Origin of the sequence: Auraticoccus monumenti (assembly GCF_900101785.1) — a bacterium.
GTDB classification, from domain to species: Bacteria; Actinomycetota; Actinomycetes; order Propionibacteriales; family Propionibacteriaceae; genus Auraticoccus; species Auraticoccus monumenti.
In genome coordinates this window covers 2278853-2299462 of record NZ_LT629688.1, presented here as the reverse complement: position 1 = coordinate 2299462, position 20610 = coordinate 2278853, and the positions used below count along the sequence as shown (strand labels likewise).

The following is a 20610-nucleotide window of genomic DNA, read 5'->3' as shown; positions in this document are numbered from 1 at the left end:
GGACGACCGTGACCGCTGGGACCGCGACGACCGCAGCGGGCACGGGCACCGTCCGTCCCGGGCGCTCGGTGGCCGTGCTGGTCGCCGCCCAGCTGCTCTCCGGGGTGGGGGTCGCCTCCAGCGTCGCGGTCGGCGGTGTGCTCGCCGAGCAGGTGTCGGGCACCAGCGCGGCCGCCGGGGTGGCCCAGACCGCCTCCATCGTCGGGGCGGGTCTGGTCTCGGTCCCGCTGGCCGAGCTCGCCTCCCGCCACGGCCGCCGGGCCGGGCTCGGCGCCGGCTTCGGTCTCGGGGCGGTGGGCGCCGCTGTCGTCCTGGTGGCCGCGGTGCTCGGCTGGCTGCCCCTGATGCTGCTCGGGATGCTGGCCTTCGGGTCGAGCACGGCCGCGGGGCTGCAGTCCCGCTACGCCGCGGCCGAGGTGTCCTCACCGGCCCGGCGGGCGCGCACCATGTCGCTGGTGGTGTGGTCCACCACCGTCGGCTCGGTGGTGGGCCCGAACCTGTCCCAGGCCGGGGCCGACCTGGGTACCGGCGTCGGGCTGCCGGCCCTGGCCGGTCCCTACCTCATCTCGGTCACCGTCTTCGTGCTGGCCGCCGCGGTGCTGTGGCTGGGTCTGCCGGTCCAGCCCGCCCCACCCGCCGCGGACGGGCCCCGGGTGCCCGCACGCCGCGTGCTGCTGGATGCGATGTCCTCCCCCACCCTGCGGCTGGGCATCGTCGCCGTCGTCTGCGGCCACGCGATGATGGTCTCGGTGATGGTCATGACGCCGGTGCACATGACCCACCAGGGCATGTCCCTCACCCTGGTCGGGCTGGTGATCAGCATCCACGTCCTCGGCATGTACGCCGCCAGCCCCCTGTTCGGCTGGCTGGCCGACCGCTTCGGCTCGCGCCTCGTGCTGGGGCTGGGGGTGGCGCTGTTCGTGCTGGCCTTCCTCGGCGGCGCCCTGGCCCCGGACCACCACGGCCTCGGGTCGGTCTGGCTCTCGGTGGCGCTGGGGCTGCTCGGGCTCGGCTGGTCGGCCTGCCTGATCGGCGGTTCGGCCCTGATGGCCCGCGGGGCGGCCGACGCCACCCGGGTCCGGCTCCAGGGGCAGGTCGACTCGGCGATGAGCCTGGTGGCCGCCGCGACCGCCGCCGTCTCCGGTCCGGTGCTCGCCCTCGGCGGCTACCCGGCGGTGAACCTGGTGGGGGCCGGCGTGCTGGCCGTGCTGGTCGTGGTGGCACTCACTTCATCCCACGCGGACGCCGCCGGACGCACCTGAGCCCTGACTCCTCGGGCGACCGCTCCCGGCGCGAAGCCGCGCCTTCGCACTCATGACTTCGCGGACGATCTTCACGGGATTCCCGCGTGGATGGGGTCGTCACGGGTATCCGCCCCCCGAAGGCGGAGGCAACAGCACCGCCCGAGACACCCGAAAGGCGTCGCACGTGAGTGCGTGCGACAACTGTGATGGGAGATCAGCGTGACGAGCTACACGAGCGATCCCGGCCGACAGGACTGGCCCGGAAGCAACGACCCGAACGTCCCCGGAACCGGCTCCGTGGCCGGTGACCCCTACGGCGCGTCCACCCCGGCGACCGGCACCGACACCTGGGCCGACCCAGCAACGGGCACCGGCTCCACCGGCGGGTCGGACGACTCGACCAAGGACGTGGCCAAGCAGGAGGCCGGTCAGGTCAAGAACACCGCGGTGGACGCCGGGCGCGACGTCGCCGGCACCGCGAAGGAGGAGGCCGCAGGTGTGGCCGGCGAGGCCAAGGAGCGCGCCGCCGACCTGGTCGGCACCGTGACCACGGAGGTGCGCACCCAGATCGGCAGCCAGCAGCAGCGGCTCGCCGGCGGTCTGCACTCGGTCGCCTCCGAGCTGGGCGAGATGGCCTCGAAGGCCGAGGGCTCCGGCCCGGGCAGCCAGCTGGCCCAGGAGGCCTCGCGGCGCATCGGTTCGGCAGCGCACTGGTTCGAGAACCGTGAGCCCGCCGACGTGCTGGACGAGGTGCGCGACTTCGCCCGCCGCCGTCCCGGCCTGTTCCTCGGCGGCATGGCGCTGGCCGGCCTCGTGGTGGGTCGCCTCACCCGCGACGTCGTGGCCAGCCGCACCGACCTGGACAACCCCGGCAGCACCGGGAGCAGCGGTTCCCGCGGACTGTCCGGGGACGCCAGCGCGTGGAGCACCCCGCCCGCGCAGGCCGGCGGCTACGTCGAGCCCGGCTACGCCAGCACCGGGTACGCCACCACCGGCTACTCCACCGCCCCGGCCGGCACCCCGACCGGGCAGGCGGGCTACACCTCCTCCACCGACGCCCCGGCGTCGATGGTCGAGGAGGACCTGACCGACCCGCAGTCCGGGTACGGCACCGGCACGGGCACCAGCCCCTGGGTGGATGACACGCGAGGCGGTGCCCGATGAGCGACGCCATGCAGCCCGTCGACCGTGGGCACGGTCACGACCGCGGGGTGCTGGAGTCCGAGGACGGCCGTAGCATCGGCCAGCTGTTCGCCTCCGTCACCGGGGACCTCTCGACGCTGATGCGTCAGGAGGTCGCCCTGGCCAAGGCCGAGCTGAGCGAGTCCGGCAAGAACGCCGGCAAGGGCATCGGCATGCTCGCCGGTGCCGCCGTGGCCGGTCTGCTCGTCCTGGTCTTCATCAGCCTCAGCCTGATGTGGGGTCTGGGCCAGTTCATGGAGCTCCAGTGGTCCTCGCTGATCGTGGTCCTCGTGTGGGCGCTGATCGGCGCGGCTCTGGCCAACACGGGTCAGAAGGAACTGAAGCGAGTCCGCGGCGTGCCGGACACCACCGACACCCTCAGCAAGGTCCCCAACGCCCTGAAGGGGCAGGAGGAGAAGAACCGATGAGCACCACCGATCCCGTCTCGAGCAACGACCCGGAGCAGATCCGCGCCGACATCGCCCGCACCCGCGCGGCGCTGAGCGACGACGTCGACGCCCTCGCCGACACCGCCAACCCCAAGAACGTGGCCCGCCGTCAGGTGGACTCGGTCAAGGACACGGTCAGCGACAAGGTGAGCAGCGTCAAGGACAAGGTGATGGGGACGACCCACGCCGCCGGCGACAAGCTGCACTCCGCCGGTGGCAGCGTCGGTGGCGGCGCCTCCGACGCGAAGGGCGCCGTCGCCGACGGCGCCGCCAACGCCAAGGACGCCGTCGCCGGTGCCGCCTCCAACGTCGGCAGCGCCGTCAGCGGGGCACCCAGCGCGGTCCGTCAGCGCACCCAGGGCAACCCGCTCGCCGCGGGCCTGATCGCCTTCGGTGCCGGTCTCCTGGTCGCCGGGCTGTTCCCGGCGTCGCAGAAGGAGCAGCGGGCCGTCTCCGGTCTGGGCGAGAAGCTCGAGCCGCTGAAGCAGGGGGCGACCGAGGCCGTCCGCGACATGGCCGAGAACCTGAGGGAGCCCGCCCAGGACGCCGTCCAGTCGGTGAAGGAGTCCGCCCAGGACGCCGTCCAGACGGTCAAGGACGAGGGTGGCTCCGCCGCCCAGGACGTGAAGGACCAGGCACAGCAGTCCAAGGACTCGGTGCAGGAGTCCCGACAGAGCTGAACCACACCGCAGGGCGTCCCGGACGGGGCGCCCTGCTGGTCTGTCCCCACGGAACGAGGAGAACGAGATGGCCGCAGGACGCACGAAGGACGAGACCGGGGTGCCCGGCGAGGACGCCAGCCGCCCCGGTGAGATCCCCAAGAAGGGCTGGCTGCAGGTCGCCAAGCGCGGCTGGGCCGAGGCCAAGACCGACCAGGTCCCCCTCCTCGGCGCCGGGGTCGCCTTCTTCGCCTTCCTCTCCCTGTTCCCGGCGCTGATCGCGCTGGTCGGGCTCTACGGCCTGTTCGCCGACCCGGCCGTGATCGCCACCCAGGTGGGGTCCCTCACCCAGGCTCTGCCGGCCGACGCCCGCACCCTCATCACCGACCAGATCACCTCGCTCACCTCCGGTGGACGTCAGGGTCTGGGCGTGAGCGTCGTGATCTCCATCCTGGTCGCCCTGTGGAGCGCCTCCGGCGGCGTCAGCAACCTCATCACCGCGGTGAACACCGCCTACGACGAGGACGACGACCGGAACTTCTTCAAGAAGCGCGGGCTGGCCCTGCTGCTGACCCTGGGCGCCATGGTCTTCCTGGTCCTGGTGCTCGGCCTGCTCGCCGTGGTGCCGCCGCTGCTGGAGTCGGTGCTGGGCGACAGCCCGGTCGTGCGGATCCTGCTGCTGGGCGCCCGCTGGGTGCTGCTGGTCGTCATCATCGCCGCCGCCCTGGCCGTGCTGTACCGGGTCGCCCCGGACCGGGACGCCCCGCAGATGCGGTGGGTGTCGGTGGGAGCCGTGGTCGCCACGGTGATCTGGCTGCTGGCCTCGATCGGCTTCTCGGTCTACGTCTCCACCTTCGGCAACTACGCCAAGACCTACGGCGTCTTCGCCGGCATCATCGTCCTGCTGCTGTGGCTGTGGATCACCTCCTACGCCGTGCTGCTGGGTGCCGAGATCAACGCCGAGTCCGAGGAGCAGACCGGGCGCGACACCACGAAGGGGCCCGAGCAGCCGATCGGTCAGCGCGACGCCGTGAAGGCCGACTCGACCCCCGGCACCGGGGACCGCTGACCCGGACGGCCGAGCCGGACCGAGCACGACGAGAGGCCCGGACCCACAGCCGTGGGTCCGGGCCTCCTCGCGTCGTCAGGAGGTCGCCGGCCCCGCCGGGTCCGCCGGCCACCGGTCGGTCCCCCGGACCGAGGCCCTGAGCGTGGCCCACGGGCCCTCGCCGGACGGCGTGACACGGTAGCGGCCCACCGCGGCCGGCACGATGAACGTCTCCGCGTAGTGCACCACCACGGCGGGGAAGGCGTCCTCCGGCGAGTCGACCACCACCTCCTCGCCCTCGACCAGGTTGAGGACGTGCACGGTGCCGCGGGTGTCGTGATCGACCGCGCCGGTGAAGCGGTGCCGCCGGGTCTCGATGAACTCCAGCTCGTGCAGCCCGGTCCGCTCCTCGGCCCAGCCGGGGCCCGAGTCGACCTGCCGGGTCTGGTCGACCGCCGTCCGGGCCGCCCAGGCGGTGTCACGGCGGGGGTCGATGTTGGCCATCCCGTGCTCGAGGTGGATCGGGCGCGGTCGCCCGTCCAGTCCCAGGCGACCCCAGTCCCACAGCTTGAAGGTGAAGATGAAGGGAGTGGCCGAGACCTCGAGCACCATCGACCCGGCCCCCGAGGCGTGCACCGTGCCGGCGGGGATCAGGAAGTGGTCGTGGCGACGGGCCGGGAAGGTGGCGACCAGGGCGTCGACGTCCACCTCCTCCCCGCGCTGGCCCGCCTCGAGCTCCTCCCGGAGCCGGGCCGGGTCGACGCCCTCGCGCAGCCCGAGGTGCACCCGCGCCCCGGGCTCGGCGTCCAGCAGGTAGTAGCTCTCGTCCTGGGTGTAGGGCATCGCGAACGTGCGCTGGATGTAGTCCGTGGTCGGGTGCACCTGCAGGGACAGGTTGCCCCCGCCCACGGTGTCGAGCAGGTCGAAGCGGATCGGGAACTCGGCCCCGAACCGGGCGAAGGTGCGCTCCCCCAGCAGCTCGCGGGGGTGGGTGAGCACGAGGTCCTGGCTGGGGACCTCGACGACGTCACCGTCGACCCCGAGCAGCAGGCTGTTCTCCTCCGGCACGCAGTCGAACCCCCAGGCGTACTGCTGACCATCCAGCGGTTCCAGCCCGAGAACCCGCTCCATCCAGGTACCGCCCCAGGGGCCGGGGTCGAAGAACGGCACCACGCGGAACGGCCGGCTGGCTGCGGCGGCCAGCCCGGCCCGCAGGGTGTCGCCCGCGATCAGCCTGGCCCTCGACGTGGTGGTGTCGAGCAGGAAGTCCGCCCGCTCCAGCAGCGGCCGCTTGTGCTCGTCGGCGACCCTCCACTCCACGAAGTAGCCGCGCTTGTACTTCCGCAGCACGTCCTCCCCGCCGTTGCCGGCCCGCCAGTTCCCCAGCCCGGCCCGGTAGCGCTGCTGGATCTCCCAGCGGGGCAGGTCGGCCAGCACCACGAGCGCGTCGGCCGGAGCGACCAGGCTCGCGCCCCAGCCGACCACCGCGGTCCGACCCCCGCCCGCGGCCAGCTGCCGGCGCAGGTGCTCGAGCCGGTCGGGGTGGTAGAGCTGGGCGAGCCGACGACGGCTGAGCACCCCGAAGACGCGGTCCCCGGTCAGCTCGTCGGCCAGCAGCCGGTCGAGCTCGGCCGCCTCGAGGGCGGCCTCCTCGACGTCCACCACGTCCAGCCCGGGATCGGCGGCCAGCAGCCCGTCGCGGACCGCGGCCACGTCGACCCCGGGGTAGCAGTCCACCACGAGCACCCGGGCGGGCCCGGTCCGCAGCCGCTCGGCCAGGTAGGTGAAGGCGTCCGCACCGGACCAGAGGCGGTGACCGTCCCCGGGCACCACCACCCGGGGATGGCGGTCGTAGTTGCCGTAGCCGGTCACCGTCACAGCGGGGTCCTCTCGGTCAGCGCCCGGGCCCGGTCGGCCATGCCGAGGGTGGCCGAGGCCCAGACGTCCTCGGCGACCCGCAGCTCGGGCAGGGCGGTGGTGTCCCAGGCCAGGTCGGCCAGGGTGGTGCGGAGGTGGTCGAGGTAGCGTCCCGCGCCGGCGGCCAGCCCGCCGGTGAGCACGACGACGTCCGGTCCGGCCAGGGCGCACATGCCGGCGATGCCGACGCCCCACCAGCCGACCAGCTCGTCGCGGAGGGCCACGGCGAGGACGTCCCCGGCATCGGCGGCGTCGAGCACGTCGGCGAACCCGCTGCCCGTCGCGAGCCGGCTCCCGGGGTGCTGCGGCAGCCGCTCGGCGAGCAGCCCGGGCAGCGCCCAGCCGGACGCCTGCGCCTCCAGGCAGCCGGTGCCGCCGCAGGTGCACCGGCGTCCACCCGGGGCCACCCGGACGTGCCCGCCGAGGATCCCCCGGTGCCCGGCCCGGTCGCGCAGCGCCTGCCCGGCCACCACCAGCGAGGTGCCCACGCCGGTGCCCAGGGTGACGGTGAGCAGCACCTCGGCCCCCCGACCGGCGCCGGCGACGTACTCCCCCCAGCCGGCGGCGCGGGCGTCGTTGTCGACCGCCACCGGCAGCCCGAGCCGCTGGTCGAACCAGCGGTGCAGGTCGAGCCCGACCAGGTAGCCCACCTTGGCGTGCACCGACCGGAGCACCCCGTGCTCGTCGACCACGCCGGGGACGGCGATACCAGCCGCCCGGGCCGGCTCCCGGCCGGCGGGGGCGCCCAGCCACTCCCCCAGCAGGTCACCGAGCGCGTCCAGGTCGGCGGGCTCGGAGCGGTGCGGGACCCGCGCGGACCGCAGCACCCGGTGGCCCTCCAGCTCGGCCACCTTGAAGCTGGAGCCTCCGACGTCGACGGCGAGGACGGTCACGGGCACTCCTTCAGGTATCGTTACCCCGCACCGTACAGGACGCCGTCGGGCCAGACGGCACCCGCCGTGCCGGGGCGGCTCAGGCGGGCACGTCGACGTGGCCGTGGTGGCTGAGCTGGGTGGCCACCACCACCCGCCGGGGCTCGTCGTCGACGTCACCGCGGACCCGCTCCAGCAGCAGCTCCGCCGCCCGCCGGCCGAGCTCGGCCGGGGAGTAGCCCACCAGCGAGACCGGCATCGCGAACAGCGGCGCGGTGGCGATGTCGTCGAAGCCGATGATGCGCAGCCGCTCCCCGGTACTGCGGACCCAGCGGCAGGCGGCCAGGGTGCCGCGGTGGTTCGCCGCGAACACCGCGGTGGGCGGTCGCGGCGCCGACATCAGGCGCCACAGCGTGGTGTCGGCGTCGTGGTCCCCCGCCGGGGTGGTGACCACCAGCTCCGGGTCCACCTCCAGCCCGCACTCCGCGAGACCGGCGGTGAACCCGCGCCGCCGTTCCTGCCCGGTCCAGGTCTCGTGGGAGAGGCCGAGGAAGGCGATCCGGCGGTGCCCCTCGAGGAAGAGGCGGCGGCTGGCCTCGCGCGCGCCGCCGAAGTCGTCGACCACGACGGCGTCGGCGGCGAGCCCGCTGGCCGGGCTGGTGGCCAGCACCACCGGCACCCCGTGCAGGGAGGAGCCGGCCAGGTGCCCCTGGTCGGTGCCCGCCGGCACCACGACCAGCCCCTCGACCCGGCGCGAGACCAGACCGGCGACCAGGCCGCGCTCGCGGGCCACGTCGTCGGCGGACGTCCCCACCAGCAGCTGGAGCCCCGCCTCGGCCGCCACCGCCTCCACCCCGGTGGCCAGCTGGGAGTAGAAGGGGTTGCCCAGGTTGGTGATGACGAGGCCGAGCAGGCCGGTCGCCCCGCCGCCGCGCAGACCCCGGGCCCAGTCGTTGCGGCGGTAGCCCAGCTCCTCCACCGCCGCGAGCACCCGCTCCCGCAGCACCCGGTCCACGCTCGGCTCGTCCCGCAGCGTGCGCGACACCGTCATCGGCGAGACCCCGGCGTGGGCGGCCACGTCGCGCATCGTCGGTGGCTGCCGGCTCGCGGCCGCCGTCGCTGGGTCCCTGGTCACCCGTGCATTGTGTCGTCCGCGCCCGCCCTGGCCAAGCCCTTGCGGAGGGCGTCGCGGTATCGTTACCTTGGAGCGCACCCACCGCTGGACTGCCGGAAGGAACTCCCCCATGCCCGACAAGGCACTGGTCGCTGCCGTCCCCTGGTCCGGTGACGACGCCCGCGCGGGGCTGCTCCGCTACGCCGCCTGCGCCGAGCTGGTCCTGGACGACGTCCTGCTCCGGGTCGTCTGCGAACCCCTGCTGACCCGGGACGACTCCGGCCGACGGCTGCGCAGCATCCGCCTCGACCTCGAGGGCCTGGGGACGGTGACCGCCGACGAGGTCCGACTCACCGCCGCCGACGGCACGGAGGTGCCGCTGCGTCCGGTGGAGGCCCCGACGGGCTCGCTGCGGCTGCTCGTCCCGGCTGCGGAGGAGGAGCAGCGGCTGCGGCTGAGCCTCCCCGGTCGCGGGGCGGCTGCCGTCGTCGAGCTGGTCACCGACGTGGTGCGGGAGTGGACCATCCACCTGGTGCACCACTCCCACCTCGACATCGGCTACACCGACCCGCAGCCCCGGATCCAGGCCGAGCAGCGCTCCTACCTGGACTCCGCCCTCGACCTCTGCCGGGCCACCGACGACTGGCCGGAGGAGTCCCGCTTCCGGTGGGCGGTGGAGTCGCTGTGGACCTTCGAGCAGTGGGCGGCGCTGCGGCCGCGGTCCGACGTCGAGGAGCTGCTCGAGCGGGTCCGCGACGGCCAGGTCGAGCTCACCGCGATGCCGTACAACCTGCACACCGACACCTGCTCCACCGACGAGCTGCACGAGCTGCTCCGCACCGCCCGCGAGGTCCGCGACCGTCACGGCGTGGACTTCTCCAGCGCCATGCAGACCGACGTGCCCGGGACGGTGGCCGGGTTCCCCGACGCGCTGGCCGAGGTCGGCGTCCGCTACCTGTCGGTGGCCAACAACTGGGCGGGCCGCTCGATGCCCCACACCAACGGCGGCGACGACCTCCCGCAGCTGTTCTGGTGGACCACCCCGGCCGGGAACCGGGTGCTGGTCTGGATGACCGACAGCCCGCACGGGCTCGCCTACCTGGAGGGGCCCTTCCTCGGCTTCTCCGAGGACTACGAGTCCGTGGACCGGCTGCTGCCGGCCTACCTGACCTCGAACGCCCGCAACCCCTACCCCTTCCCGCCGGGGGTCTTCGGCTGGCACGGCGACCCGGTGAGCACCCGCGAGCCCTACCCGTGGGACGTGCTGCACCTGCGCACCCAGGGCTGGATCGGTGACAACGGACCGGCCCGGCTGGCCGCGGCCGAGATCGTCCGGCGCTGGAACGAGACCTGGGAGTGGCCGCGGCTGCGGACGTCCACCAACGAGGAGTTCTTCACCGACGCCGAGCACCGGCTGGGTGACCGGCTGCCGACCTTCGAGGGCGACTGGGGCGACTGGTGGGTGGAGGGCGTCGGCTCGGCCGCGCTGCCGCAGGCGCTGGTACGCGGCGCCCAGGCCCGGGTCACCGACGCCCAGGTGCTGTCCCAGGCCGCGCGGCTGCTCGGCGGGGAGGCCAACGACACCGAGGTGGACCAAGCCCGCGACACCTACCGCTCGATCTCGCTGTTCAACGAGCACACCTGGGGTGCCTCGAACTCGTGGCTGTCCGGGGACGAGGGCGCGGACTCCGGTGAGCTGCAGTGGCACTGGAAGGCCGCACACGCCCTGGCCGCGCAGGAGCGCTCGGAGGCCTTCCTGGAGAAGTCGGCCGCCGTGCTCGGCGCGCAGCTGCCCACCGGTCCCGGCGCCGTGGTCAGCGTCCACGCGGTCAACACCCAGGCCGTGCCCCGGACGTCCACGGTGCGGTTCCTGCTGCGGGAGTCGCTGGTGCCCACGGCGGCACCGGTCGAGGTCCGCGACGGCCGCAGCGGTGCGCCGCTGCCCTTCGTCGAGGAGGCCCAGCACAACCGGACCCACCGGGAGGCCGGCCGCTGGCTGCGGGTGCACGTGCCCGACGTCCCGGCCCTGGGGGTGGTGAGTCTGGACGTCCACATCCTCGGACTGGCCGCTGCCACCAGCTCGTCCTCCCCGGCGACCGACGAGGGGCTCCCGGGTCGGGACGCGACGCACGACGCCGGGTCCCCGCACCCTCCGGAGCTGCCGCGCTCGGAGCTGCTGACGCTGCGCAACGAGCACCTGCAGGTCCGCTTCGACGAGCGGCGCTCCTGCATCGCCTCGATCGTGGAGCTGGCCACCGGACGGGAGCTGGTCGAGCCCGACGCCGTGGTCGGGTTCAACGCCTACGTCTACGACACCTACGGCACCGCCGGCGGCTACAACCACCTGTCGAACAAGACCTCCACCGGCCCCCAGCTGGAGCTGCTGGGGAGCCGCAGCCTGGCCCGTCCGTGCGCGGTGCTGGAGCGGGTCGACGACGGGGTGGAGCAGCGGCTGGTGGTGGAGTTCGCCGCCGACGGCGTCGACCGCGGCCAGGTGACCTTGCGGCTGCGCCGTGGCGAGCCGGTGCTGCACATCGAGAACCGGCTCTGGAAGCCGACCACGATGACCAAGGAGAGCGCCTTCTTCGCCTTCCCCTTCGCCGGTGAGGAGCCGACCCTGCGCTACGAGATCAGCGGCGGCGTCACCGGGGACGGTCTCGCGCACGTGCCCGGCGCCCCGCAGCACATGCGCGCCGTCCGCGACTGGGTCACCGTCAGCGACACCGACTCCTCCGTCGCCTGGGTCACCCGGGACGCCCCGCTGGTGCACCCGCACGTGATCGCCCTGCCCTACGCGCCGTTCCCGGACTCCACCAGCCCCCGGGAGCCGGGCACCGTCTACTCCTGGGTCCACAACAACGTCTGGGACACGAACTTCCCCGTCCAGCAGGGCTTCGACGCCACCTTCAGCTACGCCGTCGGGGTCGACGGCGGCCGGGGGCTGAGCCGGGAGGGTCTCGCCGTGGCCACGGCCGCCGAGGCGGTCCACCCGCTGGTCGGTGTGGTGGCCCGCGGCCCCGCGTCCCCGGAGGCGCCGGCCGGACGGCAGCTGCTCACCCTCGACGACGACCGGGTCAAGGTGGTGAGCGTCTGCGCCGGCGAGCGGGGCGGTGTCCAGGTGCGGCTGCAGTCCTTCGCCGACGAGGCGGTGCAGGTGCGTCTCGGGGTGCCGTTCGCCTCCGCGGAGGCGCTGCTGACCACCTACCTGGGCGACCTCGTGTCGGCCCTGGAGACCGACGGCAGGGACGTCCTGGTGCCGCTCCCCCGGCTGGGATCGCTGGCGGTCGAGCTGACCGGGGTGGGCGACCGGGTCTGACCCGGTCGCGGCGGCCCTCAGCGCGTGACGGAGATGCCGCCGTCCACCGACAGCGTCGCGCCGTGCACCATGCGCGCGTCGTCGGAGACCAGGAAGAGCACCCCGCGCGCCACGTCCTCCGGTGCCACCAGCACCCGGCCGGGGGTGCTGGCCGCCAGCTGGTCCAGGACCGGCCGGGCGGCCTCGTTGCCGGGGGTGAGCGTCACGCCCGGAGCCAGCGTGTTGACGCGGACGCCGCGAGGTCCGTACTCCGCGGCCCAGCTGCGGGTCAGCTGCTCGTCGGCGGCCTTGGTGGCGGTGTACATCGCGGCGAACGGGCTGCCCACCCGCGCCATCCACGAGCCGACGGTCACGATGACCCCGCTCCGCCGCGCCGCCATCGCCGGCGCGAGCGCGGCGACGAGGACGTGCGGGGCACGGACGTTGACCGCGAGCATGGCGTCGAGGTCGTCGTCGGTCAGGTCCTCGGTCGCGGTGGCCGGGTAGATCCCCGCGTTGTTGACCAGGATGTCGACCCGGCCGCCGAGGACGTCGGTCGCCCGGGCGGCGAGGGCGCGCAGGTCGGCGTAGCTGCCGCCGAGGTCGGCGGTCACGACGTCGGCACGACCGCCGGCGGCACGGATCCGGGACACCACCTCGCCGGCCCGGCCGGGGTCGCGGCCGGTGACGACGACGTGGGCGCCCTCGCCGGCGAGGGTGGCGGCCACGGCCGCGCCGATGCCGCTGGTGGAGCCGGTCACCACGGCGGTGCGGCCCCGCAGGCGGTTCGCGGGAGGAGGAGAGGTGGAGGAGGTGGGAGTGGGTGCGTCGGAGCTCATGGCCACCATCCAGCCAGCACCCGCCGCCCCGGGACCAGACCCCGGTCAACCTGGGCACGGCAGGACCACCCGCTCCGCCGGGCCGGAGCCGCCGGGGCGCCTAGCATGACCGGGTGCCCTCCGACCGCGCCGCCCTCGGTGCCTTCCTGCGGTCCCGACGCGACCGGCTGACCCCGGTCGACGCCGGGATCGAGGCGTTCCCCGGGCCGCGCCGCGTCCCGGGGCTGCGGAAGGAGGAGCTCGCGGTGGCGGCCGGTCTCAGCCCGGACTACTACAGCCGGCTCGAGCAGGGACGGCAGGCCAACGTCTCCGCGCAGGTGCTGGAGGCCCTGGCCCGGACGCTCCGGCTGGACACGGTCGAGCGGGCCCACCTGCACGACCTCGCCGCCCCGGGGCGCCCACGGCGGCAGGGGCCGGTGGAGGCACCCCAGCAGCCCGGTCCGGGGCTGCTGCGGCTGATGGCCGACCTGGAGCACGTGCCGGTGCTGCTGCTGGGGCGGCGCGGGGAGGTCCTGGCCCACAACACCCTGCTGGCGGCCGTGCTCGGACGCGGGTTCGCTCACGGCGCGTCCTTCCCCCGCTACCTGGTGCTGGACCCGCTGGCCCGCGAGCGCATCCTCAACTGGGACGAGTTCGCCCCCGCCTCCGTGGCCTCGCTGCGGCGGGAGACCGGCCGCCGGCCGCACGACCACCGGCTGACCGAGCTGGTCGCCGAGCTCGTGGCCGCGGACGCCGAGGTCGCCCGCTGGTGGGAGGACCAGGCCGTCCGCGACCACGCCCCGCTGACCAAGCTGGTCCGCCACCCGACCGCCGGCGACCTGACCTTCGCGATCGAGAGCGTCAGCGCGGCGCAGGAGCCGGACCAGACGCTGGTCGTCTACACCTGCCCACCCGACTCCCCCACCGCCCAGCTGCTGCCGATCCTGGCCAGCTGGGAGTCCCAGCCCGTCAGCCCGCGCTGACTCCCCTGACCGCCACCCCACCCGACGGAGCACCGCATGGACCTCGCCCTTCACGTCTCCGACTTCACCCCCTTCGGGGACCCGGCCGGGATCGCCCCCGGTCTCGCGGCCACCGCGCGTGCCGCCGAGGAGGGCGGCTTCAGCACCCTGACCCTGATGGACCACTGGTTCCAGATGGAGGCGGTCGCCCCGGCCAGCGACCCGATGCTCGACGGCTACACCACCCTGGGGTTCCTGGCCGGGCAGACCGAGCGGCTGCAGCTCGGGCTGCTGGTCACCGGCGTCACCTACCGCCACCCCGGGCTGCTGGCCAAGACCCTGGCCACCCTGGACGTCCTCTCCGGAGGTCGCGCGCTGCTCGGCATCGGTGCCGCCTGGTATGAGCGCGAGCACGCCGGTCTCGGGGTGCCGTTCCCGCCGGTGGCCGAGCGGTTCGAGCGGCTGGAGGAGACGCTGCGCATCTGCCGGCAGATGTGGAGCGAGGACGACAGGCCCTTCCACGGCGAGCACTACCGGCTGGCCGAGACGCTGTGCGTGCCGCAGCCGCTGCAGCCCGGCGGACCACCGGTGCTGATCGGGGGGATGGGTGAGCGGAAGACGCTCCGCCTGGTGGCCCGCTACGCCGACGCCTGCAACCTGTTCGACGCCGGACCCGAGGTCGTCGCGCACAAGCTCACGGTGCTCGACCGGCACTGCGCCGATGCCGGCCGCGACCCGGCGGAGGTGCGGCGGACCGTGGTCACCGGCACCGACCCGCTCGCCGACGTCGACGCCTTCGTGGCCTCGATGCGGACCTACGCCGCCCTGGGCGTCGACACGGTGTGGGTGGGGTCGGCCACCGACGACCTGCCGGGGTGGGTCACCCGCGTCGGTGAGCTGGTGGCCCCCCGGCTGCGCGAGCTCTGAGGTGAGCGCCCCGACGACGGTCGCCGCGAGCAGCGCCCGAGGACGGTGGGTGCTCGCCGCCGCCGTGCTCGGCTCGGGGATGGCCTTCCTGGACGGCACGGTGGTCAACGTGGCGCTGCCGGCGCTGGGCGTCGGGATCGGCGCCACCGTGACCGAGCTGCAGTGGGTGGTCAACGCCTACCTGCTGACCCTGGCCTCGCTGATCCTGGTCGGCGGGTCCCTCGGGGACCGCTTCGGCCGGCGCCGGGTCTTCGTGGTGGGCGTGGCCGGGTTCGCCGTCGCCTCCGTGCTCTGCGGCATCTCCCAGGACGCCACCCAGCTGATCGCGGCGCGGCTGGTGCAGGGGGTGTTCGGGGCGCTGCTGACCCCGAGCAGCCTGGCCCTGCTGCAGGCGTCGGTGGCCCGGGAGGACCGCTCGGCCAGCATCGGGAGGTGGTCCGGGCTGACCAGCCTCACCGCGGTCGCCGGCCCCGTGGTGGGTGGCGGCCTGATCCAGCTGGCCTCCTGGCGCTGGATCTTCCTGATCAACGTCCCGCTGGCGGTGGTGGTGCTGCTGATCGCCTGGAAGCACCTGCCGGAGTCCCGGGACGAGCAGGCGACCTCCGGCCTGGACGTCCCGGGTGCCGTGCTGAGCGCGCTGGCCCTGGCCGGGCTGACCTGGGCGCTGACCGAGTCCGGCACGGCCGCCACGTCCGTGCTGGTCGCGGTGGGGGTCGTCGCGCTGGTGGCCGGGGTGGCGTTCGTGCTCCGGCAGCGGGTCACGCCGACGCCGCTGGTGCCCCTGTCGCTGTTCGGGGACCGGGTGTTCAGCGTGGCCAACCTGATGACCCTGCTGGTCTACGCGGCGCTCGGGGCGAACACCTTCTTCCTCACCCTGCAGCTGCAGGTGTCGGTCGGCTACACCCCGCTGCTGGCGGGGCTGGCCACGATGCCGATGACGGTGCTGCTGATCCTGTTCTCCGGCCGGGCGGGCGCGCTGGCGGCCCGGATCGGCCCGCGGCTGCCGATGACGGTGGGGCCGCTGCTGTGCGCCGTCGGGACCCTGATGCTGCTGGGCGTGGGTGAGGGCACCCGCTACCTGACCGGCGTGCTGCCCGGGGTGGTGGTGTTCGGGGCCGGGCTGACCGTCCTGGTGGCACCGCTCACCGCCAGCGTGCTCGCCGCCGCGCCGGACCGCCACGCCGGGGTGGCCAGCGGGGTGAACAACGCGGTCGCGCGCAGCGGGGGCCTGCTCGCCGTGGCGGCGCTGCCGGCCGCGGTGGGGCTGTCCGGGGCGGACTACCAGAGCGCGGTCACCCTGACCCCCGGCTACCAGGCGGCCCAGGTGGTCTGCATCGTGCTGCTGGTGCTCGGCGGGCTGATCAGCTTCCTCGGGCTGGCCGGCACCCGGAGGCTGATGGTCGAGCAGGCCACGTCCTGAGCGGCGTCAGCCCAGCTCCAGGCGGGTGACCGCCCAGGCGGCGAGCGGGACCTGCTGCTCGGAGCCCGCTGAGCGGACCAGCACCTGCCGGTCCCGCCCGCCGAGGTCGGCCAGCAGGAGGACCGTGCCTCCTCCACCGCCCGCCAGCGGGAGGGCCGCGAGGTCGTCGGACGTCCGGGCGGCCAGGATCGGGCGGCCGACCGCCGTCGCGAGCACGGCGAGGACGCGTCCCGCGGGGCTCAGGCCGCCGGGACCGGGTGTTCCGCCGAGCGCCACACCGCGCGCGCCGACGGTCTCGTAGTAGGTCAGCCCGGCGACGCCAGGCACGCTGAGGGCCCGGACGCTGCCGAGCGTCCAGGCGGCGGCGACGTCGGTGTGCTGCAGCGGGTCCACGGCGTCGCGTGCCTCGGTGGCGGCATCCGGACGTCCGCTGGTGGCCACCGCGTTGAACCGGCGGGCCAGCGTGACGGGGCCGACGTGCACCGGCCGCTCCCCCGCGATCCGGACCGCGTTCTCCACCACCGTCCGCTGGGTGGCCAGGCTGTCCAGCAGGTGCGGCAGCTCGGTGGCGTGCATCGTCGGCGTCAGGCTGAAGGTCAGCGCCGGGAGGTCCGGCGGCAGCTCGGACCGGCCGCGGTTCAGCTCGGTGAAGTGCGCCCGTGTGCCGCCGAGCAGCGCCGCCCGCACACCCGTCTCCCGGACGGCCGCCCGCAGCGCCGTCCACAGCGGGGCGGTGCTCAGGTGGCTGACCGGGTCGAAGACGCCGAGCCGCCGGACGGGCAGCCCCTCCAGCAGGGCGACACCCCGGGCCACCGCCCCGGGGTCCGCGGTGACCAGGCGGACGTCGAGACCGCCGTCGAGGGCGGCCGCCTGGGCCGCTGCCGTGGCGAGCAGCTCCGGCCAGCGCTCCTCCGGGTCGGTGAGCTCGACCAGGACGCCGTCGAACCCGGGGCCGGGGACGGCCGGCGTCGTCGGGGCGGGGTGGAGCGCGGCGCCCAGGGTGAGCGGTGGGAGGTGGCCGACCACCGTGTCCCCGACCGTCACCACGTCGCCGGCCCGCCGGCGGGCCCGCGGTGCCGCCGCCTCGTCGGCGACCCGTAGCCGCGCCTGCTGCCGGACGGTGTCGCCGATCTCCACGGGCACCGGGAAGGCTCGGTCCAGCGGGGTGCTGTAGGTCTTGTAGGAGGCGTCGGTCCAGTTGCGCTGGTCCTCGTTCTCGAAGACGTCACCGCTCAGCGTCAGCTCCGCGGCCAGCTGCTCCCGGTGCCAGGTCAGGCCGGCGATGTTGCGGAAGGGCTGGTGCGGGCTGATGCTGACCGGCCAGCGTCCCCGGGTGGTGGTCCCGTCGGTGTGCCGGACGACCACCTCCCGTCCGGCGTCTGAGGCCGGGTGCAGCACCACCAGACCGATCCGGTTGCGCTCGAAGGCCGTCTCGGCCCGACCCTCGAAGTCCACCGTCAGCTCGTGCGCGCTGAGCCGCACCGTCAGGGTCCCGGCGTAGCCGATGTCCCCGTCCTCGAAGCGCAGCCCGACGACCGTCGCCGTGGCGTCGCCGCCGGCCGGGCCCACCACCCGGACCGGGACGGTGTTCCAGTCCCGGTCGCGGACCACCGGCCGGACGGCCCGCAGCAGCAGCACCCCGTCGTAGGCGATGTCGGCGACCTCGTCCCCCCGCAGCTCCAGGGTCCAGCGCCCGTTGGCCAGCGACGTCCTCGGGCCTCCGACCCGTGCCGCGGTCGCGCCGCTCATCCTCCACCCCCCGACGCCCCGGGCCGGACCAGCACGTGCAGCGCGTCGCCCAGGAAGTCCGGCTGCTCGAGCCGGCTGGCCCCCGCCGCGTGCTGGATGCGGACGTGGTCGCGACGACCCCGGCTGAGGTCCCAGGTGCGCAGCCGCCACCCGGCGAGGTCGGCGGCCACCTCCACCGGGAAGGGGTGGGGCAGGTAGAGGGCGACCCGGTCACCGGCCGGCGACATCCCGAGCCGGACCCCGCTGCGGTCGTCGACCACGAGGTCGTCCCGGCTGCGGAGGTCGAACAGGCCCTCCTGCTCGACGACGCGGCGCAGCAGCCCGACGTCCCAGGCCCCCGGCAGCTCCATCGCCCGTGACGCCGGGAAGGGGGTGCCCGAGAAGTGGGTGCCGTTGAACGGCTGCCCGGCCCGGTGCCAGGACCAGGCCCCGTGGGCGCCGTAGCCCAGCCCGGCCCCGGCTCCGGCGAGCACCCCGGTCCACGACGCCCGACGGACGGCGCCGCCGGTGTGGCGCCCTGCTCCCGAGCCGTACCCGTGACCCTCGTAGCAGGGCTCCATGCTGACCACCGGACGGGCCACCGGGAGCGACCGGTAGCGCTCCGGCAGCTGCTGGGCCCGCTCCTCCCAGGCGTCGTCGTGGCCGGACTGGTAGGAGTAGTAGCTGAGCGCCGGGTCCTCGGCCAGGACCGGCGGCAGGGTGGCGTCGGGGGTGCTGTGCATCGTGGTGAGGCAGTCGGGGGCGCCGGCGCGCACCCGCCGCAGCACCCTCTGGTACCTCGCGGTGGCCGCCTCGTCGTCGAAGCGCTCGTCCCCGCTGATGCAGAACACCGGGTGGTGGTCGGCGAAGGTCTCCAGCACCCGGGTCACGTACCGCTCGGTCTGCTCCTCGTCCAGCACCGTCTGCGGCGTGATCGCCGCGCCCCAGGTGCCGGGCACGTAGTTGCACCAGAGCACGACCAGGACGGGGACGAGGCCCTCCTCGACAGCCAGCTGGACCATCGTCCGGGCGACGGCGAAGTACCCGTCGTCGAGGCGGTCCAGGTCCCAGGAGCCGTCGGCCCGGAGCCGGAAGGGCTGCCGCTCGTCCTCGCCGGTGGAGCGGTCGTGGGCGATGGGCAGGACGCTGATGTTGACCGCGTTGAAGCCCTGGCGCCGGCGCAGCCGCAGCGCCTCGCGCCACTCGTCGGTGCTCATCTGGCTGAACGCCGCCCAGAGGGTGTCGGCCAGCAGGAAGACGGACTCGCCGTCCCGGGTCAGGCGGTCCCCCTCGACCCGGAGCGGGGACGAGGCGCCGGCGCCCGGGCGGGCGTCGGACCCCGTCACCGCGCACCGTCCTGGCCCGCGGCAGGCGGACGGACCTGACCGGTGTGCTCGAGGAAGGGCGGCGGGCGGTCGGCGCAGATCATCACCCGCGGCGCCGGCACCTCCTCCGACGACGGGTCCTCGACGACGGCCCGGCCAGGTGGACGCTCACCGCTGGCCAGCAGCTCCCCGGTGCGGGGGTCGAGCAGCCAGTAGGAGCTGGGCACCCGTCCGTCGGCGTCGAGGAACACCCACCGGCCCCCGTGCTCGGCGTAGCCGATGTAGAGCTCGCCGGTCCCGAGCAGCCCCCGGGTGCACAGGGAGACGTCCCAGCAGGGCTCGGCGCCGTGCACCGGCAACCCGGCCAGGATCTGACCGAGCAGCCCCACGTAGCGGCTGCCCTCGAGCTCCAGCGCCCCCCGCCAGCCGGCTCCCGGGGCCAGGAAGAACGGCTCGTGGCCCGGCTCGTCCGGCCTGACCACCCACTGCCACAGGCTCCCCGCCCCGTAGGCGACGCCCATCACCGCCCCGGCGCAGAGGTTGCTCCACGCCTCGTGCCCCTGCCACCACCCCTCTGCCTTGCCGGAGCGACCCGAGCGCTCGTAGGTCGGTTCACCGTTCATCACGGCGCGGACGGGCTGCTGGCGCCACATGGTGGCGACGCGGTCGGGCACGTGGTCCCCCTGGTGACCGGTCTGGCACCACTGGAAGTCCAACCAGGCGGCGTCCTGGTGGGCGTCGTTGCGCGCGTGCGGGCGGTAGTGGATCCCGGTGGGCTGGCCGTAGGCGTCGGCCTCGTGCAGGTACGCACCGCCGGCCGCGATCTGCGGCTCGGTCCCGTCGCCGTCGGCACCGACCAGGTAGATCGCCGGGTCGGCGCCGTAGCGGGCGAGCAGGTAGCGGCAGTAGCGCACGTAGTCCTCCGGCGGCACCACCGGTCCGGCCACCTGCAGGCCCTTCCACCCGAACCCGTGGAACACCGGCTGCAGCACCGGCGTGATGCCGTGGTCGACCAGCACGGCGACGATGTCGTCGAGGTAGCGGAAGTAGTCGACGACGAGCCGGGTCAGCCGGCCCTGCGGCAGGTCCTCGAACCCCACCTCGAAGCCCTCGTCGAGGTTCCTGCCCCGGGGACCTCTCGCCCCCATGTCCGGCTGCACGGTCATCAGCAGCACCGCGTTGAAGCCCTTGCGCTGACGGTCGCGCGCGTAGTGACCGACGTCCTCGACGGTCGCGCGCCACGGCATGGCCCAGGCGGTGTCGGCCACCACCAGCGCCGGTGAGCCGTCGGCGTGGACCAGGCCCCGGCCTCCCGCGGCGAGCCGGGTGAAGCCGTGCCGGAGGGCGGGGTGCCGGGCGTCGGCGTGGGCCGGGGCCGCCGTCAGCGTGCCGGTGACCGGCTCCCAGCCCTCCCCGCGGACACGCCAGGTCCAGGTTCCCTCGGCGTGCACCGAGGCGAAGCGGACACCCCACTGCTCCCCGCCGTCGGAGAAGGCGGGCCGGGACACCACCTCCCCCGAGGAGTGGGTGAAGTCCACCCAGGGGTCGGCGTCGACATAGGGCTGGTCCAGACGTGGCCCGGTGAGCCTGAGCTCGACGGCCTGCCACTGGGGTGCGAGCACGGGTTCCCTCCAGGTGGTCGGTCGCCGA

At 74.6% G+C, this 20610-nt stretch carries 16 protein-coding genes; 9 read left to right on the top strand and 7 right to left on the bottom strand.

What is annotated here, in order from left to right; translation table 11 throughout:
* Positions 1 to 8: 8 nt before the first annotated feature.
* From BLT52_RS10620 to BLT52_RS10600, 5 genes are all read left to right on the top strand, one after another.
* Complete coding sequence (locus tag BLT52_RS10620; protein ID WP_090593193.1) at positions 9 to 1262, top strand: MFS transporter; 1254 nt, start codon at positions 9 to 11, stop codon at positions 1260 to 1262.
* Positions 1263 to 1463: 201 nt separating this feature from the next.
* Positions 1464 to 2408, top strand: a complete 945-nt coding sequence (locus tag BLT52_RS10615) for a hypothetical protein (protein ID WP_157677066.1) — start codon at positions 1464 to 1466, stop codon at positions 2406 to 2408.
* Entirely contained in the window at positions 2405 to 2854 is a 450-nt protein-coding gene (locus tag BLT52_RS10610; RefSeq protein WP_197678997.1) for a phage holin family protein, read from the top strand. The genes BLT52_RS10615 and BLT52_RS10610 overlap by 4 nt, the downstream gene beginning before the upstream one ends.
* On the top strand, positions 2851 to 3555 hold the full coding sequence (locus BLT52_RS10605; protein WP_090593188.1) for a DUF3618 domain-containing protein: 705 nt from the start codon (positions 2851 to 2853) through the stop codon (positions 3553 to 3555). Before BLT52_RS10610 ends, BLT52_RS10605 begins: the two co-directional genes overlap by 4 nt.
* Positions 3556 to 3622: 67 nt before the next feature.
* Positions 3623 to 4603, top strand: coding sequence for a YihY/virulence factor BrkB family protein (locus BLT52_RS10600; RefSeq protein ID WP_090593186.1), 981 nt, complete (start codon positions 3623 to 3625; stop codon positions 4601 to 4603).
* A 75-nt stretch (positions 4604 to 4678) separates the two neighbouring features.
* Here the strand turns inward: BLT52_RS10600 and BLT52_RS10595 are convergent, their stop codons facing one another.
* The 3 genes from BLT52_RS10595 to BLT52_RS10585 form a co-directional block, all read right to left on the bottom strand.
* Positions 4679 to 6460, bottom strand: a complete 1782-nt coding sequence (locus tag BLT52_RS10595; protein WP_197678996.1) for a class I mannose-6-phosphate isomerase — start codon at positions 6458 to 6460, stop codon at positions 4679 to 4681.
* The gene (locus BLT52_RS10590) at positions 6457 to 7392 is read right to left on the bottom strand and encodes an ROK family protein (protein ID WP_157677065.1); all 936 of its coding nucleotides are present in this window, start codon (positions 7390 to 7392) and stop codon (positions 6457 to 6459) included. Before BLT52_RS10590 ends, BLT52_RS10595 begins: the two co-directional genes overlap by 4 nt.
* Before the next feature lie 79 nt (positions 7393 to 7471).
* Positions 7472 to 8506: a LacI family DNA-binding transcriptional regulator gene (locus tag BLT52_RS10585; RefSeq protein ID WP_197678995.1), complete on the bottom strand. Its 1035-nt coding sequence runs from the start codon at positions 8504 to 8506 to the stop codon at positions 7472 to 7474.
* A 109-nt stretch (positions 8507 to 8615) separates the two neighbouring features.
* Here BLT52_RS10585 and BLT52_RS10580 point away from each other — a divergent pair, with 109 nt between their 5' ends.
* A complete protein-coding gene (locus BLT52_RS10580; protein WP_090593178.1) occupies positions 8616 to 11801 on the top strand; it encodes a glycoside hydrolase family 38 N-terminal domain-containing protein in 3186 nt (1061 codons plus the stop codon).
* Between the two features lie 17 nt (positions 11802 to 11818).
* On the opposite strand, the gene BLT52_RS10575 is transcribed toward BLT52_RS10580, so the two are convergent.
* On the bottom strand, positions 11819 to 12619 hold the full coding sequence (locus BLT52_RS10575) for an SDR family NAD(P)-dependent oxidoreductase (RefSeq protein ID WP_090593175.1): 801 nt from the start codon (positions 12617 to 12619) through the stop codon (positions 11819 to 11821).
* Positions 12620 to 12732: 113 nt separating this feature from the next.
* Between BLT52_RS10575 and BLT52_RS10570 the strand changes: the two genes are divergently transcribed.
* From BLT52_RS10570 to BLT52_RS10560, 3 genes are read left to right on the top strand one after another with little or no spacing between them, the layout of a single operon-like run.
* Positions 12733 to 13581, top strand: a complete 849-nt coding sequence (locus tag BLT52_RS10570; RefSeq protein WP_090593172.1) for a helix-turn-helix transcriptional regulator — start codon at positions 12733 to 12735, stop codon at positions 13579 to 13581.
* Between the two features lie 36 nt (positions 13582 to 13617).
* Positions 13618 to 14487 (top strand): LLM class F420-dependent oxidoreductase, encoded by an 870-nt coding sequence (locus tag BLT52_RS10565; protein ID WP_090593170.1) that lies wholly within the window; start codon positions 13618 to 13620, stop codon positions 14485 to 14487.
* 49 nt (positions 14488 to 14536) lie between these two features.
* Positions 14537 to 15907, top strand: a complete 1371-nt coding sequence (locus BLT52_RS10560) for an MFS transporter (RefSeq protein ID WP_231946255.1) — start codon at positions 14537 to 14539, stop codon at positions 15905 to 15907.
* A gap of 6 nt (positions 15908 to 15913) precedes the next feature.
* Here the strand turns inward: BLT52_RS10560 and BLT52_RS10555 are convergent, their stop codons facing one another.
* Genes BLT52_RS10555 through BLT52_RS10545 form a run of 3 tightly spaced genes read right to left on the bottom strand, consistent with a single transcriptional unit; the run spans position 15914 to position 20582 of the window.
* Positions 15914 to 17656 carry a hypothetical protein gene (locus BLT52_RS10555; RefSeq protein WP_090593166.1) on the bottom strand — a complete coding sequence of 581 codons (1743 nt, stop codon included), beginning with the start codon at positions 17654 to 17656 and terminating at the stop codon, positions 15914 to 15916.
* Positions 17653 to 18981: an apiosidase-like domain-containing protein gene (locus BLT52_RS10550; protein ID WP_090593163.1), complete on the bottom strand. Its 1329-nt coding sequence runs from the start codon at positions 18979 to 18981 to the stop codon at positions 17653 to 17655. Before BLT52_RS10550 ends, BLT52_RS10555 begins: the two co-directional genes overlap by 4 nt.
* Positions 18978 to 20582 carry an apiosidase-like domain-containing protein gene (locus BLT52_RS10545; RefSeq protein ID WP_090593160.1) on the bottom strand — a complete coding sequence of 535 codons (1605 nt, stop codon included), beginning with the start codon at positions 20580 to 20582 and terminating at the stop codon, positions 18978 to 18980. Before BLT52_RS10545 ends, BLT52_RS10550 begins: the two co-directional genes overlap by 4 nt.
* Positions 20583 to 20610 lie beyond the last annotated feature (28 nt).

Excerpts from the sequence above, each read along its gene's own strand:
- BLT52_RS10610 (WP_197678997.1), top strand. The coding sequence starts at position 2,405 with ATGAGCGACGCCATGCAGCCCGTCGACCGTGGGCACGGTCACGACCGC.
- BLT52_RS10605 (WP_090593188.1), top strand. The coding sequence starts at position 2,851 with ATGAGCACCACCGATCCCGTCTCGAGCAACGACCCGGAGCAGATCCGC.
- BLT52_RS10600 (WP_090593186.1), top strand. The coding sequence starts at position 3,623 with ATGGCCGCAGGACGCACGAAGGACGAGACCGGGGTGCCCGGCGAGGAC.
- BLT52_RS10580 (WP_090593178.1), top strand. The coding sequence starts at position 8,616 with ATGCCCGACAAGGCACTGGTCGCTGCCGTCCCCTGGTCCGGTGACGAC.
- BLT52_RS10575 (WP_090593175.1), bottom strand. The coding sequence starts at position 12,619 with ATGAGCTCCGACGCACCCACTCCCACCTCCTCCACCTCTCCTCCTCCC.
- BLT52_RS10565 (WP_090593170.1), top strand. The coding sequence starts at position 13,618 with ATGGACCTCGCCCTTCACGTCTCCGACTTCACCCCCTTCGGGGACCCG.
- BLT52_RS10555 (WP_090593166.1), bottom strand. The coding sequence starts at position 17,656 with ATGAGCGGCGCGACCGCGGCACGGGTCGGAGGCCCGAGGACGTCGCTG.